The 18,084-nt window shown below is 38.4% G+C and carries 15 protein-coding genes, 3 tRNA genes and 1 pseudogene; 7 read left to right on the top strand and 12 right to left on the bottom strand.

The annotated features are described in order from the left end of the window. Window positions 1-910, top strand: a pseudogene (locus tag IEV17_RS10180) (beta strand repeat-containing protein); the annotation flags it as partial. Window positions 911-1,029: 119 nt separating this feature from the next. Here the strand turns inward: IEV17_RS10180 and IEV17_RS10175 are convergent. The 3 genes from IEV17_RS10175 to IEV17_RS10165 all read right to left on the bottom strand — a co-directional run bounded on the left by IEV17_RS10175 (window position 1,030) and on the right by IEV17_RS10165 (window position 1,330). Continuing rightward, window positions 1,030-1,106: transfer RNA gene (locus IEV17_RS10175), tRNA-Arg, on the bottom strand. A 46-nt stretch (window positions 1,107-1,152) separates the two neighbouring features. After that, window positions 1,153-1,229, bottom strand: a tRNA-Arg gene (locus IEV17_RS10170). An 11-nt stretch (window positions 1,230-1,240) separates the two neighbouring features. Continuing rightward, window positions 1,241-1,330, bottom strand: a tRNA-Ser gene (locus tag IEV17_RS10165). A 259-nt stretch (window positions 1,331-1,589) separates the two neighbouring features. Between IEV17_RS10165 and rnr the strand changes: the two genes are divergently transcribed. The 5 genes from rnr to IEV17_RS10140 all read left to right on the top strand — a co-directional run bounded on the left by rnr (window position 1,590) and on the right by IEV17_RS10140 (window position 8,055). Next, on the top strand, window positions 1,590-4,022 hold the full coding sequence (gene rnr / locus IEV17_RS10160; protein WP_004660394.1) for a ribonuclease R: 2,433 nt from the start codon (window positions 1,590-1,592) through the stop codon (window positions 4,020-4,022). Window positions 4,023-4,202: 180 nt separating this feature from the next. Beyond that, window positions 4,203-6,242, top strand: a complete 2,040-nt coding sequence (locus tag IEV17_RS10155) for a M3 family metallopeptidase (RefSeq protein WP_034601043.1) — start codon at window positions 4,203-4,205, stop codon at window positions 6,240-6,242. A gap of 38 nt (window positions 6,243-6,280) precedes the next feature. Further along, window positions 6,281-6,487 carry a YheV family putative metal-binding protein gene (locus tag IEV17_RS10150; protein WP_004660391.1) on the top strand — a complete coding sequence of 69 codons (207 nt, stop codon included), beginning with the start codon at window positions 6,281-6,283 and terminating at the stop codon, window positions 6,485-6,487. A gap of 10 nt (window positions 6,488-6,497) precedes the next feature. Continuing rightward, the gene (locus IEV17_RS10145; protein ID WP_004660390.1) at window positions 6,498-6,944 is read left to right on the top strand and encodes a hypothetical protein; all 447 of its coding nucleotides are present in this window, start codon (window positions 6,498-6,500) and stop codon (window positions 6,942-6,944) included. A 226-nt stretch (window positions 6,945-7,170) separates the two neighbouring features. After that, window positions 7,171-8,055, top strand: coding sequence for a DMT family transporter (locus tag IEV17_RS10140; RefSeq protein ID WP_004660389.1), 885 nt, complete (start codon window positions 7,171-7,173; stop codon window positions 8,053-8,055). 106 nt (window positions 8,056-8,161) lie between these two features. Here IEV17_RS10140 and IEV17_RS10135 read toward each other — a convergent pair whose 3' ends face one another. The 6 genes from IEV17_RS10135 to IEV17_RS10110 all read right to left on the bottom strand — a co-directional run bounded on the left by IEV17_RS10135 (window position 8,162) and on the right by IEV17_RS10110 (window position 13,699). After that, window positions 8,162-10,366, bottom strand: a complete 2,205-nt coding sequence (locus tag IEV17_RS10135; RefSeq protein WP_004660388.1) for a TRAP transporter large permease subunit — start codon at window positions 10,364-10,366, stop codon at window positions 8,162-8,164. 179 nt (window positions 10,367-10,545) lie between these two features. Next, complete coding sequence (gene rrtA, locus IEV17_RS10130; protein ID WP_004660387.1) at window positions 10,546-11,127, bottom strand: rhombosortase; 582 nt, start codon at window positions 11,125-11,127, stop codon at window positions 10,546-10,548. A 76-nt stretch (window positions 11,128-11,203) separates the two neighbouring features. After that, window positions 11,204-12,283, bottom strand: coding sequence for a hypothetical protein (locus IEV17_RS10125; RefSeq protein WP_004660386.1), 1,080 nt, complete (start codon window positions 12,281-12,283; stop codon window positions 11,204-11,206). A gap of 359 nt (window positions 12,284-12,642) precedes the next feature. Next, the gene (locus tag IEV17_RS10120; RefSeq protein ID WP_004660385.1) at window positions 12,643-12,849 is read right to left on the bottom strand and encodes a hypothetical protein; all 207 of its coding nucleotides are present in this window, start codon (window positions 12,847-12,849) and stop codon (window positions 12,643-12,645) included. A 210-nt stretch (window positions 12,850-13,059) separates the two neighbouring features. Further along, window positions 13,060-13,455, bottom strand: a complete 396-nt coding sequence (locus tag IEV17_RS10115; protein ID WP_004660384.1) for a hypothetical protein — start codon at window positions 13,453-13,455, stop codon at window positions 13,060-13,062. Continuing rightward, window positions 13,442-13,699 carry an FAD assembly factor SdhE gene (locus IEV17_RS10110; protein WP_004660383.1) on the bottom strand — a complete coding sequence of 86 codons (258 nt, stop codon included), beginning with the start codon at window positions 13,697-13,699 and terminating at the stop codon, window positions 13,442-13,444. The genes IEV17_RS10115 and IEV17_RS10110 overlap by 14 nt, the downstream gene beginning before the upstream one ends. A 188-nt stretch (window positions 13,700-13,887) precedes the next feature. Here IEV17_RS10110 and IEV17_RS10105 point away from each other — a divergent pair, with 188 nt between their 5' ends. After that, window positions 13,888-15,060, top strand: a complete 1,173-nt coding sequence (locus tag IEV17_RS10105; protein WP_004660381.1) for an acyl-CoA dehydrogenase family protein — start codon at window positions 13,888-13,890, stop codon at window positions 15,058-15,060. Window positions 15,061-15,113: 53 nt separating this feature from the next. Here IEV17_RS10105 and IEV17_RS10100 read toward each other — a convergent pair whose 3' ends face one another. The 3 genes from IEV17_RS10100 to IEV17_RS10090 all read right to left on the bottom strand — a co-directional run bounded on the left by IEV17_RS10100 (window position 15,114) and on the right by IEV17_RS10090 (window position 17,980). Further along, window positions 15,114-15,620 carry a DUF2059 domain-containing protein gene (locus tag IEV17_RS10100; RefSeq protein WP_004660378.1) on the bottom strand — a complete coding sequence of 169 codons (507 nt, stop codon included), beginning with the start codon at window positions 15,618-15,620 and terminating at the stop codon, window positions 15,114-15,116. A 127-nt stretch (window positions 15,621-15,747) separates the two neighbouring features. Next, entirely contained in the window at window positions 15,748-17,238 is a 1,491-nt protein-coding gene (locus IEV17_RS10095) for a flavin-containing monooxygenase (RefSeq protein WP_004660376.1), read from the bottom strand. Between the two features lie 298 nt (window positions 17,239-17,536). Further along, window positions 17,537-17,980, bottom strand: a complete 444-nt coding sequence (locus IEV17_RS10090) for a hypothetical protein (protein ID WP_004660374.1) — start codon at window positions 17,978-17,980, stop codon at window positions 17,537-17,539. Between the last annotated feature and the right edge of the window lie 104 nt (window positions 17,981-18,084).

The following is an 18,084-nucleotide window of genomic DNA, read 5'->3' as shown; positions in this document are numbered from 1 at the left end:
TCCTCTTGATGCTGTGACTGATATTATTGGTGGTATTACTGGCGGTGTCGGTGGTAATCCTCTTGATGCTGTGACTGATATTATTGGTGGTATTACTGGCGGTGACCTCGCCAATAATCCAATTACAGGTGCAATCCAAACTGGTATCGATATTCTTCAGGGCGTAGAAAGCCTCAAAACAGAAATTATCAATACAGGAATTAATACTGTTGCAGATACAATTATCAGCGCCGTTCCTCAAGTTGAACACCCTGTTGGTGATCTAGCGGATTTAGGTACGCTTAGTTTCGAAACTTCACGAGATACAGTGAATGGAACACTTGAAGCGATTTCTGATTTATCTGGTGGTGATCTTAGTGGTGTACTTGAGTCTGCAACTGGCGTTGTAGGTACTCTAATCAATAACAGTTCAAGTGCAGCAGATATTCTTCAACATATTACAAATGATTTTGCTTTTGGTAATCCAATTGATATTGCCACTGGTGTTATTGATGGTATTACTGGAAGTATATCAGGTAGCCCATTAGGATCTATTTCTGAGATTATCACCAATATAGGTAACGGCTTTGATAGTGGTGATGTGATTTCAGGAATTGCTCAACCAATTCAAACAGGTATCACTAACGCTAATCTTGCCATAGATACACTTCAAGATAATCTCACAAATCTAGCAAGTGATAGTACCTTTGAAACTATCGACAGCTTGATTAACGTCAATTTAGGCGGTGGGGATTATCATATTAGTGGCAGCGTAGATAGTATCTTGAATGCAATTACTGGAACTGTTTCATCAACAATTGCTGTAGGTGAACCAAATCCAAATGGCGGATCAGTCACTGACCTCATCTCTCTTCCATCACAATTAACGAGTCTAACTGACAATTTATTCAGCTCAATCAATCATTTCTAAATAGACCAACTAAAAAGCCGCTGATTTCAGCGGCTTTTTTACATTTATCATTTAATTCATATTCAATCATAAAATTCAGGCACAAAAAAACCGCAATTAAGCGGTTTCTTCTATTAAGTTGGTGCGCTCAGAGAGATTCGAACTCCCGACCCCTTAGTTCGTAGCCAAGTGCTCTATCCAGCTGAGCTATGAGCGCATTACTTATGTGCCTATTTAGGCCTGTGTTACTTTAAATCTTTACTTGGTGCGCTCAGAGAGATTCGAACTCCCGACCCCTTAGTTCGTAGCCAAGTGCTCTATCCAGCTGAGCTATGAGCGCTTTAAGTAAAGTGGCGGTGAGAGAGGGATTCGAACCCTCGGTACAGTTACCCGTACGCATCCTTAGCAGGGATGTGGTTTCAGCCACTCACCCATCTCACCGTAACACGAGCGCAATAATACAAACTAAAACCACATTACACAAGGGATGATCCTGTTTTTTTCTCTTTTTTTAAATCAATCAAATGTTTTTTAACCAATTCTTATATTTTTTCGGCATTTTTTAGCTCAACGCTTGTTAATATAGTGTTCTCTCCTTTATTCAGATTGGACAATAAACAGAATCTTGCAATCTTTGACGTGCAGTTAAAGTTTGAATGACTTATGCTAAACCGATCTGCCAGATGTGAAATGAAACGATATGACTACAAATTGGGTTGATCCCGAAGCAAAAGCAGAAGCGCAACGTTACGATAATCCTATTCCTAGCCGAACTCTTATTCTAACTACATTAGAACAATTAAAAACTGCACAGTCTCATGCAGAACTGGTTGACCACTTTAATATCCCAGATCAAAAAAGTATTGATGCATTGAATCATCGTTTAAGTGCAATGGTTCGCGACGGTCAGTTAATGAAAGATGGTTTTAAATATCAACCTGCAACCGATTTACCAAGCCATGAAGCAACGGTTTATATAAACAGTAAAGGTTTAGGTACGGCAAATATCGCAGGTCAGGATGATGTACTATTACCTGAACGTGAATTACGTCTAGTCTTTAATGGTGATCGCGTTAAAGTACGCCAAACTTCTGTTGACCGTAAAGGTAAAGCTTGGGGCTTTATTACCGAAGTCGTACAACGTCGTGTCAAACAAATTATTGGTAAAGTCGCTGAACATGAAGGTGAATACTTTATTCAGCCAAGCAATCCGAATCAGCACCAACCAATTACCTTAGAAAAAGAATTGATTGAACATGCCAATGCCAAAGTTGGCGATATGCTACGTGTTGCGATTGATGATTACCCGACTCGTGAAGAGTTAGCGACAGGTCATGTTGTACAGTCTATGGCGGACAAAGCTGACACTGAAATTATTATTCCACAAACCATTTTAGAATTTGGTTTGCCTTATGAATTTCCAGAAGCCGTCATTAAAGAAGCTGAAAGTTTTAAAGAACCTTCAGAACAAGATCACAAAGGTCGCGTTGATTTACGCGATTTGCCATTAGTCACCATTGATGGTGAAGATGCACGTGACTTTGACGATGCCGTCTTTGCAGAGAAACGCTCAGGTGGTGGTTACCGTGTTGTAGTGGCAATTGCAGACGTGAGCCATTATGTCCGTTTAGATTCGTCTTTAAATGAAGAAGCTGAAGAACGTGGTACATCGGTTTATTTCCCACACTTTGTTTTGCCAATGCTGCCAGAAGCATTGTCGAATGGATTGTGTTCTCTCAACCCACATGTTGACCGTCTGTGTATGGTCTGCGATTTAAAACTGTCACGTGCAGGTAAAGTCACAGGTTATGAGTTCTACCCTGCGGTGATGCATTCCAAAGCACGTTTGACCTATAATCAGGTGGCTGCTTATTTTGATGGCGCAACCGATGCCATTCCGCAAGATAAAAGCGTTCATAAATCATTAAATACCCTATTCCAGCTTTATCAGACACTAAAAGAACTACGTGCCAAACGTCATGCGATGGAATTTGAAACCATTGAAACCTATATGACCTTTGATGAGTTAGGTGGAATCAAGGAAATCTTGCCACGTACTCGTAATGATGCGCATAAACTGATTGAAGAATGCATGTTATTAGCGAACGTTGCAGCAGCTGAATACTCATTAGAACATGATATTCCGATGTTGTATCGTGTACATGAAGCGCCAGAATTCTCACGTATTCAAAAAGTCCGTGATTTCGTCAAATTACTCGGTTTGCCATTCCCAGAGCAACCAACCCAAGCTGATTACCAAGCCGTGATTGAAGCGACCAAAGATCGTTTAGATGCGCCAAGTATTCATGCAGTGTTATTACGCTCAATGATGCAAGCCTATTATGGTGCGAATAATGCAGGACATTATGGTCTTGCTTATGAAGCTTATACGCATTTCACTTCACCAATTCGTCGTTATCCTGATTTGTTGTTACATCGTGCGATTAAGGCTTATCTCGACAAGAAAGTTTATCCATTGTCTGGTGCAGCTTTAGATGATGCAGGGGAGCATTTTTCACAAACTGAACGTCGAGCCGATGAAGCTTCACGCAGCGTCACCACATGGTTGAAATGCCATTATATGCAACAGCATTTAGGTGATGAGTTTGTTGGTATCATTAGTGCGGTGACTGAGTTTGGTCTATTCGTGACGCTGAAAGACCTCTATGTCGATGGTATGATTCATGTCAGCCAACTCGGTGAAGATTTCTTCCTTTATGATCAAGCCAGCCAAAGTTTGATTGGTCAGAATCGTGGACAGTCATTCAGCCTTGGTGATGAGGTGAAGATCCAAGTGGCAGGCGTGAATCTGGAAGAACGTAAGATCGACTTCCAGTTGGTTCAACAACTGACGCATTTGGGACGTACAATTCGTCAAAAAGCGCCAAGAACCAATACTTCAAATCGTGCTTCAACCACTGAAGAAGTTTTTGGCAAATCACAATCGACAACAGCTAAAGTCAGTGAAGATGGTGAAAAGCCTGTGCGTAAGAAAAAGGATAAGAGCAAATCAAGTTCTAATTCTTATACCAAAAAAACAGGTAAAAAATCTTCTGCGAAGCCTGAAAGCAAAGAAAAGCCAAAGAAGAAAGTGAAAAAGAAAAAGTCGAATGCCAAGACCAAGAGTGAATAACATTTAATTAGAGAGCTTCGGCTCTCTAATTTTTTGGTCTTGAAATATGTGCGTTAGCAATGAATAAAATTTATAGAACAACAAAATACTCATCTAATAAATAATCAATCAGCCTTGATTTATAGAGGCTTAAGCCCTACATCTATAACTATGTTTAAAGATGAATATGGCAAAAATACAATGACACTCCAACAAGCGACACTTCCCGTTCCTCAATTTGATCAAATTCAACTTGCCGATTTAAAACAACAGATTGAACAAACGATACAAAACGGTCAAAACTTCTTAAATCAACTCAATGAAGTTCCGCAAGGCTCTGAAGTCCAACTGGCAACTTTGGCAGAAGTCGATCAACTTGAAAATAACATGAGTGAATCGTGGGGCATTTTGTCACATCTCAATGCAGTCATGAACAATGCCGAAACCCGTGAGGTTTACCAAGCCCTGTTACCAAGTTTAAGTGAATACTATACGCAGCTTGGACAACACACGGCGCTGTATCAAACTTATCAGCAGATTCACGATAGCGCTGCATTTAAGACACTTAGTGAAGCACAACAAAGCGCCATTAAACTGGCTTTACGTGACTTTAAACTGTCTGGCGTTGCACTCGAAGGTGAAGCCAAAAAACGTTATGCGGAAATTTCAGCACGATTATCCCAATTGTCTTCAGATTTCTCGAACCATGTGCTAGATGCAACCCAAGCGTATTTCAAACCGTTGGCAGAAGCCCAACTCAAAGGTTTACCACAAAGCAGTGTTGAACTGTTAAAACAATACGGACAACAACGTGAGCTTGAGCAAGCCGTTGCCACACTCGACTTCCCTGCTTATTTTGCGATTATGACCTATGCCGATGATCGCGAATTAAGAGAAGAACTCTACAAAGCTTATGTGACCCGTGCATCTGAGCAGTCCGACCAAACTGAATTTGATAATACCCCTGTAATGGAAGAAATCATGAGCTTACGTCAAGAAATGGCGCAACTGCTTGGCTTCAATAATTTCGCTGAACATTCACTTGCTAGCAAAATGGCGCCTGATGTTGAAACTGTTCATGAATTCTTAGTGGATTTGGCAGAGCATGCGCGTACGCCTGCACTTGCTGAAATTGCTGAACTCAAAACCATTGCACAACAAGATGGAATTGAAGAACTTAAACCTTGGGATGCGACTTACTATTCTGAAAAATTGAAACAACAACAGTTCAACCTTTCTCAAGAAGCGCTTAAACCGTATTTCCCTGCGCCAAAAGTGGTGGATGGTTTATTCCAGATCGTACAACGTCTTTATGGTATTCAAATCATCGAACGCCAAGCCCCTGTTTGGCAAAATGATGTACGCTATTTTGAAATTGAAGATCAAGGTCAAGTGGTCGGCGGTTTCTACTTTGATTTATATGCTCGTAACGGCAAACGCGGTGGCGCGTGGATGAGTGGTTTCCGTTCTCGTGTGCAAACGGACAATGGTCTACAGAAACCAATTTGCTATATGGTATGTAACTTTACCCCACCGATTGGCGATCAACCTGCACTATTGACTCACGATGAAGTCATTACCTTGTTCCATGAATTTGGACATGGCTTACATCATATGCTCACCGAAGTGGATAACATCTCGGTTGCAGGGACTCACGGCGTAGCATGGGATGCTGTAGAGTTACCAAGCCAGTTTATGGAATTCTGGGCATGGGACAATGAAAGTTTAGATGTACTCAGTGAACACACCGAAACTAAGCAAACTTTGCCACAAGAATTGCTGTCTGCGTTACTCAATGCGCGTTTCTTCCAATCAGGAATGCAAACATTACGTCAGATTGAATTTGCATTGTTTGACCTAAGCATTCACCGTCAGGCACCTGCCTTAAACAGTCAGCAAATCCAAGCGACATTGGACGATATTCGCGATAAATTTGCCGTGGTTCCTGCGGTACCTTATAACCGTTTTCAACATAGTTTCAGCCATATTTTTGCAGGCGGTTATGCTGCAGGTTATTACTCTTATAAATGGGCAGAAGTTTTAGCCAGTGATGCCTTCGATCGCTTCGAAAGTGAAGGTATTTTTAACACTGAGACAGGCAAAGAGTTTAGAAAGTTTATTCTAGCAGTTGGCGGAAAAGATACTGCACTTGATGCATTTCGCAATTTCCGAAAAAGAGAACCAAAAATAGATGCATTATTACGCCATCAAGGTTGGACGAACACCAATAAAACCGCTTAAACTACGTCATTATTGTTCACAGGGTGTAATTAACTGACATGAAAAGACAGTTCATCGCGGGTGCAAAATGCCCTAAATGTGGCGCGTTAGATCGTGTGGTTAAGATCATCACTGTGGATGACGAGTGGATTGAATGTATCGAATGTGCTTATAGCGAAAAACGCCCGACCCACGTGGAAGAGCAACAACCCGCTGAGCCAGATGAAATTGGGGTGATACAATTCAAACCTCGTCATTTTGACTAGAAGGTTAAAAATGATGTCCACATACCAAACTCAAAATTCCAAATTATTATGGATGATAATTGGTGGAATTAGCGTTGTTGTGGTTTTGTTTCTTGCAATTCAATGGTTTTTATCACAAAAAGATCAGCAATCGACAACCACAGCTACACAACCAATTGCCGAAAAAACAATTATATCCAAGGCAGAAACAACTGTTAGTCCAGATATAAATACGGCGAGCAGTGAAGTCGCTGCACCAATACAATTAGTTGAAGAGTCAATTGTCAAATCACCACTTCCGAGCAATGACAGTTTAGCCAAAGAAGAGATTGCAAAACTAGATGATATTCATCAGCAACTGCAAGACCAACAGCGTGACTTGAAACAACAAAATAACGATGTTGATACTTTACTTAAGCTCAAAGAAGATCAAATTAAACTTTTGGAGGCTCAAATCTCCGCACAACATAAATCTTAAAACAACAAAAGCTTTAATCCGATTTAAAGCTTTTTACTCATTTAAATATCAATCTCATATTTCTAATTGCGATTTTTTATACAGATCCTCATAAGTTTGTATTCACACTGATTGCGGTATGATGGATATAAGTCACTCAACAAATCTTAAATCCAGTTTAAAAGCACATTTCTTTCATCGTTTGACAAGCATAGAATAACTTTAGTCTCAAAGTTTCGTGTCTAATATGAATTCACTTCAAACTAATCGCAATCTTTTACTTGCGATTGGTTGCTTGACAACCTCTGCCCTTCTTTTTTCGATCATGGGTATCTGTATTCGTTATGCATCACATACGGTTGATAACTATACAATTGTTTTTTTCCGCAACGTGGTTGGGCTCATTCTATTTCTGCCATTTATTTTTAAACAAGGCATTGGCTTTGTAAAAACAGAAAAACTATGGATGCATACATGGCGCAGTATTGTTGGACTTGCAGCCATGTATGGTTTCTTTTACGCAATTGCGCATTTAAAGTTATCAAATGCAATGGTATTTACCTACTCTTCCCCAATTTTTATTCCAGTTATTGCATGGTTATTTCTAAAAGAAAAAATCACCATTGCTATGCTTTGTGCAGCAGTTTTAGGATTTATTGGCGTATTTTGCGTTGCTAAACCCGATCAAGGTCTACTGAACTGGATTTCGGTGATTGGTATCGCCTCTAGCTTACTTGCATCAATGGCTTTTGTAACCGTTCGAGCATTAACTCAAACTGAACCACCTGAACGCATCGTATTTTATTTCTGCTTGATAGGATCAGCACTTTCTGTGATTCCAATGTTTTGGATGTGGCGAACCTACCATGTAAAAGAATTATTATTTTTGATTGGCGCAGGGATACTTGCTAATGTCAGCCAAATTTTTATGTCTCATGCTTATCGACTTGCGCCAGCAGGACAAATTGCACCTGTGAATTATATGGCAATTATTTTTGCAGGTGTATGGGGCTTCTTACTTTGGGATGAAGTACCTGATTTATACAGCGTGATTGGATTTTGTATTATTTTGCTGGCAATTTTATTATGTAGTCCATTGACTCAACGTCAAAAGAAAATGATTCAACGCTAAAATATTTGATCTTTAAAAATAACTTATCAACATTGATGATGTCCAAAGTATTTTAAATCTTAAAAAATAAAAAAAGCACCCGAAGGCGCTTTTTTTATTTCAACACTTAGTGTTTATACCAACCAAACATTTGGAAGATATATGGTGCATAGGTCACCAATACTAAAGATGAGAACAATACGATAATCGGTAACAACCAACGCTCATAACGATAATAGAAACTTGTGTATTTCTCTTTCGCTTCCTTATCAGCAGCCGATACTTCTTCATCGCCGACAGAGAGTCGCGTCAACAAATGGTTTAATGCAACAGGTGGTGTTACATAACCAAATTCGAATGCAACCAATACGATCATCCAGAAGTGAATCGGATGAATACCGTTCTCATAAGCGACTGGCGCTACTGTCGCAGCAACTAAGATTACAGCACCGAATGGATCGGTAGTCATACCAATAATTGCAAGTAACATTGCAATAAAGGCAAGAGAAATGTAGATATTACCCAAGTGAGTTGGTAATAACTCAACCACTTCAGCACGCTCGATTAAACCACCAACGCTCGCAGATAATGCCATCAGTAGAATCAACGCACCGATATGACCAACTGTTTCTGAAGTTGCAAAACGTAATGCACCACCAAAACCAAAACTCTTACCACCATGAGGATCATGGCTTTTTAAGAAGTCTGATTTCTGTTCATGTTCACGAACTAATGCCTCATGCTTTGCATCAACAACTGGAGCTGGTGCAAGTTTTGCTGCAAACAATTTGTCAAACAAAATCATTGCAATCAACACCAATGGTAAAATCATTGGCGCTGTAAACTCATTGATTGATGTATCTAACGCAAGTTTATAGAACATCACAACTGCAAAACCAATGATTACATAAGGAATCACAGGTACACATGCACGTAACATTCCAGGTACAGCAACTTTTGGTGAATTTACACGGAATTTTTCTTCAGCAAGAATCAATGAAACGCCAAGGAAAATAAATGCAGTTAACCAGAAAACATAGATACCATGATCAAATAACTCTGTAGACGTTACATGACGGCTATCCAGCATTGAAATCAAGATAACCAATAAGCATGGACGAATAACCACACCTAACGAACCTGACATTGCTGATACAGCTAAGGCATATTGACGGCGCGCACCAGAATTCCAAACTTCTTTATAAATGATCGCGCCCGCTGCAATAACGAAGATACCAGAAGCACCTGTGTATGCTGTTGGAATCGCTGCTGCAATCAAAATTAACCAAGTTAAAGTTTCAGGTGCAAGATTCCACGGACGTAAAATATTTAAGAATAAATCCATAACACGTGTTTGAGTGAGCAACATACCCGCCCAAATAAACAATGCAAGATTTAAGAAAATACCAGAGAATTCAATCAAAATTCCTAAATAGATCCCTTGCCCCATTGGATAATCCATGAAGAAGGTAAACACAATACCTGTTACCAAGGACATAAAGGCATAAAGCGGAACGCTTAATAATGCTAGGCCAAAGTTACCTTTAGGTTGTGCAGTTTTAGGAATAAAGATAAATTGGAAAACACTGATAATCGTAAGTGATACGAATAAGGCTATCCACAACCAATATAAAACGGCTGTCTTTCCAGCGACTTCAACACCTGAGTTCAATACAGAATGGTACTGACTAACAACTGAATAGCTGAGTAATGCATTACCAGCAACCATTAGCGCTGAATAAACGCGATAGTCGATTTTACTCTTTGGCGCACGTAGACCAATATGGTGATAACGAAGCGAAGCAGTAATAGAAGCAAACAAAACCATTACAAGTAATAGAACAGTTTGGTTCTCAGAACCTAGCTTAAAGATACCAAAGAAGGTTGTTTCAACTTTACGATAAGTACGAATACTTGGATGAGCTTCCAAGTGCTTCATTGCTTTATCATAGAACTGATATTTTTCATCACATTGCTGTTGAGCAGCTAGTAATGAAGCACGTACATCTGATTCAGAAGCTGCACCAAACATGCTTGCAAATTCATCAGCAGCATTCGCTTTCATCTGCTCTTGAACTTGCGCTTCAATATTAGGATGTCGATCACAAGATGGTTTTTCAGGTTCAGCTCGTAAAAACGAATACTGCATCCCAGTTGTTTGATCACCGTAAAGACGCTCCCCCATACGGAGCATTTGACCGTGAATCATCTCGCCAGTACCAATAAGCAAAGTCATTAGCAACAAAGCAAGAATGATGAATGTTGATATCCAATCATTCCAGATATAGCCTAATCGGGCTAACCCAGACATTTTCTCTTGATCATTTTGCATGTCTATTCCAGTTTATTGTTATCAACACCCATCCAAAGATGTTGAATCATGCGATGTCCATGGTTGATAGATAAGTGAATTTACCCTCTTCGTAACCAATCCCTTTTAAACCGCCTAAATTTGCAGCAATCTTTTCCAAAAAAGAATGACTACAATCACTTTTTTGTTGGTTTTTTTTATCAACTTATATGTTCTCTCTCTATCCTTCTTAACAATAAATAACCTAACCCACAGAACAAACCACCAATCGCACCAATCAAATGAGCTTCTGTCAGAACAGGACTACCAATTAACTGTGCAGTACCTGTCTGACCAAAAGTATTTTCCCATATTAATTTTGCTGCGATCAGCAACAAGACCAACAAGGCAAATTTTCTTTCTTTAGGATATTTCAGATACACGAGACCAACAGCAACATATAATCCATGCAGCACGCCAGAAAGACCAGCATATGCATCGATATAAGGTAAGTAGAAATAAAAGATAAGACTAATAAACGGGGGAAGGATTAACAGCAGAACACATAAGTGCCAATTACGAGCATGAGGAAAAATAAAAGGTAAACATGCGAATGCCAACATATTTAAGAAAAAATGCATCCATCCAACATGAACCCAATGTGCCGTCCATAAACGCCAAAATTCAGCGAGTAAACTAGGTTTCCAATAAATGAAGTGATCTGCAAATACTTGCAAGCACGCTGATATAGAAACACATACAGCGATTAAAATAACTTTCGGTATCCATACGTGATCTTTCATCCATTACCACCCCATGAAAAAACTGACCTTTCACCAGTTTAAATGTTTCACGTGTAAAAGGTCGTTTAATTCAAGTTTACTCTGCAGGTGTTCCTTCTGCTGGTGCTGATGCGCCATCTCCACCATCAAATAACGCATCCAATTCAGATGAACTTTCTTTCTTATCATCCCAGAAAGAAGTCAAACCTTCATCACCAGAGCGTACGCCTGTATTCTCCGTCCAGTAACGATCAGCTATACCGCGGACCATCAAACCAGCCATCTTATCGATCAATCTAAATTGAGGATTTGCTGGTTTGTCTTCACCTGTTGCAGCAGCATAAGAGCGGAAAGCATCACGCAATTTGGCATCATCGCCACTTGCTTGTGCAGCAACTGCATATAATGCATGTGATAAACGAACACCTTTTTTCTCACCAATTTGCATTGATTCTTTCATGGTTGCATAAGGTTCAGGTTTACCGTCACCTGCACCTGGTAATAAAGTCCAAATCACTGCTCGCGTCGCCATCGGCGCGCCCCAGAATTTTTCATTATCCAAACAGGTCATGCCACGCTCAACAATACCCGCAATATCTTTCGGGACATTAATCGCGCCACCAGAGTTAATATCATTCGTCATTGCTTGCAGACCACTTACCATCCCTAAAAGGTAAACTGTCTGATCTAAATCATTGCGCATTGTTGGGCATGAATCACCCAATTTATATTTATATTTTGATTCCCAACGATTAGCAAAAAGTTGATAACCTGCATATTGACGTTCAGCAGCAATCCCCGCCCAACGTTTTTGTTCAATACGAGCGTCTTGAGCTTCAGAAACTTGACCTGCTTTCGAAGCACGCAAATAGCGGAGTTCTGCCTCTAAGGCTTTATTTTCAGCACAAATACCTGCTGAGGTATACAATAACACCGCCATACGTGTTGGATCAGCACCCATATCTTTGGTTGACATCACCGCAGGGGTTAAGGCATTACCTGAATTACACACCATTTCGGCGTCATCCATCGCCAAAATTGGTGGAACAATATGATTTTCACTAAAACTTAATGCGACATTAGCCCCTGTTTTAATGATTTGTGAACACCCTGATAATATTGATGTTGTGAGTAACGCAACCGCCACACCCTGTCCCATTTTCTGGAATTTAGACATTCTTCCTGTCCTCTAATTAATTTGTTTTTCCTTTTAGATGTACCTTATCAGATGCAATACTTGAATTAAAGAGTAATTGCTCTAATTTAACATGTGCATTTTGACACAATTCACAGATAGGTGAATTGACAGAGAGTTGAAAATACAAAAATTTTAGGCAAAAAAAAGTAGCATTGCGACGGTTCAGCACATGCTACTTATTAACTGGTAAAAACGTGAAACTCTTTATCTTTTAGTTTTGTTGAAAGTAATCCTTTAGTAATGTTCCAGCTCTTCCTACAACAATCGCCATAACGATTGCAATTACTAGAAACATCCACATTGAAATCTCCATAGAGACCTCCTACAACATTGCGTATCTATTTTTGATAGATACTAGATTGGCGTTCGTCATCAGTATTCACGGGAGTATGATATATTGATGACACTTTCAATCTCTTTCTCTTGGTCACAACAACTTTTGATTGATGCGATTCAAGAAGTTCCCTGAGTAAAGTTCCTGCTCTTCCTATAACAATTGCAAAAACAATTGCAATCACCAGAAACGACCATGTTGGAATTTCCATCACTTTGGACCTCCACCACACTTTACGTTGGTGTTTGTACTTTAACGAAAATGAATACAAGTTGATGGTCAGATTGTCTGACAATTTAGATTTTCACGAAATTTTAGAGTATTTAATCTAACAATTTAAATGAACGCAAAGTAAAACCAACACAAACAATTGAAAATAAACATATAATTAATTATATACAGTTGTAGAATTGTCCAACAATTAAAGCATTTTTATTAATAATTTTAAGTTTTTCCACTGCGAAATTGACAATTGATCCCACCAAATCGTTAAAGGTTGGTACTGGGTATCAGAAAAATAGATCGTAATATAAGCTTGGTGATCAATAATTTTAGTGATTGTTCGGCCTTGGATTGCGATAGAGGTATCCACAAACTCAAATGACCAATGCTGATGATCCAAATACTCAAAACGCTTTATTAAAGGACGCCGTAACAACAAAAACCAAAATAAAACCATGACAACAAGGCTAAGCAGCCAAAATGAAAGAGCTAGCAATTGGTAGGCTAAAATTAGAACAGTGACAAAAATTAAAAGTTGCAATACAAAGGAAAATCGACTGTATTGCAACTCAAAAACACGATTAGCCGTGTACATAATGTTTTAATTTTCGAATAAAATCTTTTAACTCAGCGCGAGGCGGCTCACCAACTTCCATAAACCAATCCAGCAAGTCTGGATCTTCTTGATCAACCAACTCTGCAAATAGCGCCTTTTCATCAGCATCGGCGGTTAAATAATAGTTTTTAACATAAGGATCGAAATACACATCAATTTCTTTTAAACCACGACGTGCGCGATAAACGACCTTACGTTCTTCCAAACTTATTTCATCAGACATTATTTGTTCCACTATGCAACAATTTTATAGTGATAGTGTACCCGATCCCCCATTAACTTCGCAGCGTTTTTTCTCAAGTGACCAAATACATCAATCAAATTGAGCATTGATCACATTGTTCACTATTTTCAATTTCTTGTATCGTGATGATGATCGTTTACATCCAATGACTAGGGAAAAAATAACAAATGCAATCAGGTGCAATTCGTCCAATTCCAAATATGCTCCCACGTAAGCTATTTACTTCTGATCATGAAGCATTTCGTGAAACTGTACGTAAATTTTATGAAAAAGAAGTTGTGCCAAATATTGAAAAATATGAGAAACAACAACATGTTGACCGTGACTTATGGAACAAAGCAGGTGAACTAGGTTTACTCTGTACCACAATGCCAGAACAATATGGTGGCTCTGGGGTTGATCGTTTGTACAGTATGATTCTCATTGAAGAACAAGCTTATGCAATGGACTCAAGTACAGGTTTCTCATTACACTCAGACATCGTTGCCAATTATGTCAATAACTTTGGTAATGAAGAACAGAAACAACATTGGTTGCCAAAAATGGCAACAGGTGAAACAGTTACAGCGATTGCCATGACTGAACCGGGTACAGGTTCAGATCTTCAAGCAGTTCGCACTACTGCTGTACTTGATGGTGATGAATATGTCATTAATGGTTCAAAAATCTTCATTACCAATGGCTACCTTTGTGACATGGCAATTGTCGTCTGTAAAACAGGCAACAATGAAAAAGGCTCAGCAAATTTATCATTAATCATCGTTGAAGCTGATCGTGCTGGTTTTAGTAAAGGTAAACCTTTGAATAAAATCGGAATGAAAGGGCAAGATACTTGCGAATTGTTCTTTGACAACGTACGAGTACCTAAGGAAAACCTACTTGGTATGGAAGGTATGGGCTTCATTATGTTGATGAAAGAATTGGCATGGGAACGTATGTTAGTTGCGATTATTTGCCAAGCAGGTGCAGAAGCAGCATTTGCGCATACTGTTCAATACACCAAAGATCGTAAAGCATTTGGCAAAGCGATTAGTACCTTCCAAAATACGCGGTTTAAATTAGCTGAATTACGTACTGAAATTGATTTCTGCCGTACTTATTTAGATCGTTGTATGGAATTACAACTCGAAGAAAGCTTAGGTGTGGATGCCGCCGCAGCAGCCAAATACAAAATTTCAGATATGTTCTCAAAAGTTGTGGATGATTGCTTACAGTTACATGGTGGCTATGGCTATATGTTGGAATATCCAATTGCGCGTGCCTACATCGATAACCGTGCTAACCGTATTTATGCGGGAACAAATGAAATTATGAAAGAATTAATTTCTCGTACACTTTAAACATAAATTGGAAAGCTAAAGGGATCGCGTTTAATTACACGATCCCTTTTTATTTATTTAGTTTCAGGTTTTTCAGTTGTTTGAGCTGGCGTAGGCGTTGGATTAATTCGTGCCATTAGTTGCTTTACCGTTGGGTTATCAATATGTTGCTGCATAGTGACATTTAAAGCAGTGCGTGCATTTTGCGTAGTGAAATGTGCAACTTCACTTCCTATCTCACTGGCTTTTTTAGCCCATGCTTTCCCTTCTGTAGATTGATAAAAGGTTAATGCAGCTTGTAGTTCCTTTTGACTGAATGTTTCAACATAGCGTTGAATAATGAATTGCTTACGCTGTTCACTGTTTAAATTTTTAATCAAATCTACGTAAAAATTTTCAGGTATATCTTTAGGCAAACGCATTCGGATTTGCTCTAAAATCATTTTATCGGTGTTTTGTAAACCTTGTTCGGTTCCATCTACAGATACCAATTTTTGAGCAATAACTTCTTTCTGTTTTACATCATCAGCAAAAACAAATGTACTGAATAATAATGTCCCCAAGATTAATAGCTTTTTCACTCAGTCATCCCTGTTTTATTTAAATGTTATTGCGCTCAATATACGCGATATTTTTTATATTTAAATAGCCACTCAAATAAAAAACCCTATGCAACTGCATAGGGTTCCAAAACATTCAAGCAAAAACTTATGATACTAATTTTGGCTTACGATTTGTTTGATCGCCACGCTTATGAAATTCTAAAACCCCATCATTAAACTTAGCATCTTTCAGTTCTTTACGATCAGCTAGGTAATTATTGGTGATCTTCCACGGTGCTTGTTTACCTTGTTTAGGCATTACATCAGCCGCACGTGCGATATAACCAGAAGACATTTTACCCATGATCGTATCATTTTCACGCTGTAAAGGATCAGCATGTGCAATCACTTCATCAAAACCATTTTTATCCATATGATTGATTAAGCGACAGATATAATCAGCTGCAATATCAACCTTTAATGTCCATGAAGCATTGATATAACCAATGATCATCGCCATGTTAGGGACATCACTCACCATCACGCCTTGATACAGCATATGTTGAGATGTGTTCATTGGCTTACCGTCAATTGAACCTTGCACCCCACCTAGAATCTGAATCTCCAAACCAGTTGCTGAGATTACAATATCCGCTTCTAAATGTTTTCCAGATTTTAATTGGATACCATTTGCAGTGAATTTTTCAATTTGATCTGTCTCAACACTTGCTTTGCCTTCACGTAAAGATTTGAATAAATCACCGTCTGGCACAACACACAAACGTTGATCCCATGGATTATAGCTTGGTGTAAAGTGTTTCATATCCACTTTACCTTTAAGCTGCAATTCAATGCCTTTCAACAATAAACGACGTACAGTTTTCGGATATTTTTGCGCTAATGCATAAATACCACGTTGCATACCAATATTACGTGCGCGAGTAAATTTATACGCCGTTTCCTCAGACATAAATTTACGTGTTTTCTCATAAATAAAGTCAATTGAAGGAATCGTTGCAATATAAGTTGGTGAACGCTGCAACATTGTGACATGCCCTGCTCCACCTTTCACCATTGAAGGTACCAGCGTAATTGCAGTTGCACCACTACCAATGATCACAACTTTCTTACCAGTGTAATCTAAATTTTCTGGCCAATGTTGTGGATGAATAAACTGACCTTTGAAATCTTCTTGTTTAGGGAATTTAGGTGCATAACCCTGATCATAGTTATAGTAACCAGTACAACCCATTACAAAATTTGCAGACCAAGTTTGTTTTTTCTTATTGTTATCTTCGATCTCAACTAACCATTTTTTCTTTGTAGAATCATAGTTTGCTGAAAGAACACGATGACCAAAGTGAATTTTATCTTTTAACTGATTTTCACTGATCACATCGCTTAAATAGCCCTTGATCTCAGCGCCGCTAGCCAACACTTTGTCTTTTGCCCATGGCTTGAAGTTAAAACCAAAAGTTGACATATCCGAATCAGAACGAATACCAGGGTAACGGAATAAATCCCAAGTTCCACCGAAACTGTCACGACGTTCTAAGATTTCGAATTTACGTTGTGGACAGTTCTTAGAGAGATGCACAGCTAACCCAATTCCAGAGATACCTGCACCAATAATTAATACATCAACTTGCTTTTCCATTTTTTTTATACCCTGTGTAAATCATGTCTTTATTAAAGCACAAATTTGACAATACACAATGTCAAGTTTAGTCATTCATCGGTTTTTTTATATCAGTTCGGGACATTTTGAGAAAAAAAGTGGTTAAAAAATCCTGAGATTTTTACTTGGGTTTACATTTAAACTATGTTGTATTGAATACAAAAAAATTAGGAATAAATCTTTATATAATTTTTAATTGAAGATTTTTAAGAAAAATAAACGTTATAAAACACATTAAAAAAAGTTCATCAATTCCGTAGAAAATCCATTAATTTGTTTATTCGCTTGAAGTATCAATACTTTTAAAAAAGACAACTCTACTTTTTAGTTGTTCAACTTCATTTTTGATTTCACTTAGATCATTGTCACTGAGGTTATATGAAGTTGTTATTTCTCCGTTTAATGCTAGCCCCACACCATTAGAAAATGCAGACAGAATAGCACCAGATAAATGATAGAAATTATCAGCATCTGGTAAATAATTCGGCTTAAGAAGATAGCTTTCATCATCAGATAAATTATTTATCCAATCATATTCTGATACAACATACCAAATATTGGATAATTTTTTTACACTTATTGAATTTGGACTTAGAGCTGCTGCTTCGGCTGTAATGAATCCTAATAGCTGTCTATCATACAAATTTCCATTGTAGCCAAATATTAAATTAGTATGCCGCCTTTTCAATCCATTAATAAAACAATATTTTTCAGAATCCATGATCTTCTCACTTATAATAGTAATACTCGTATTGACTGATCTAATTGTATCTTGATGATTTTATTTTAAACATTATTAAACAATAAAAAAGGTCGGTTATTACA

The organism is Acinetobacter modestus, from assembly GCF_014636095.1.
Lineage (GTDB): Bacteria > Pseudomonadota > Gammaproteobacteria > Pseudomonadales > Moraxellaceae > Acinetobacter > Acinetobacter modestus.
Note: the sequence above shows the minus strand (reverse complement) of the source record. Positions and strands in the feature narration are given on the sequence as shown.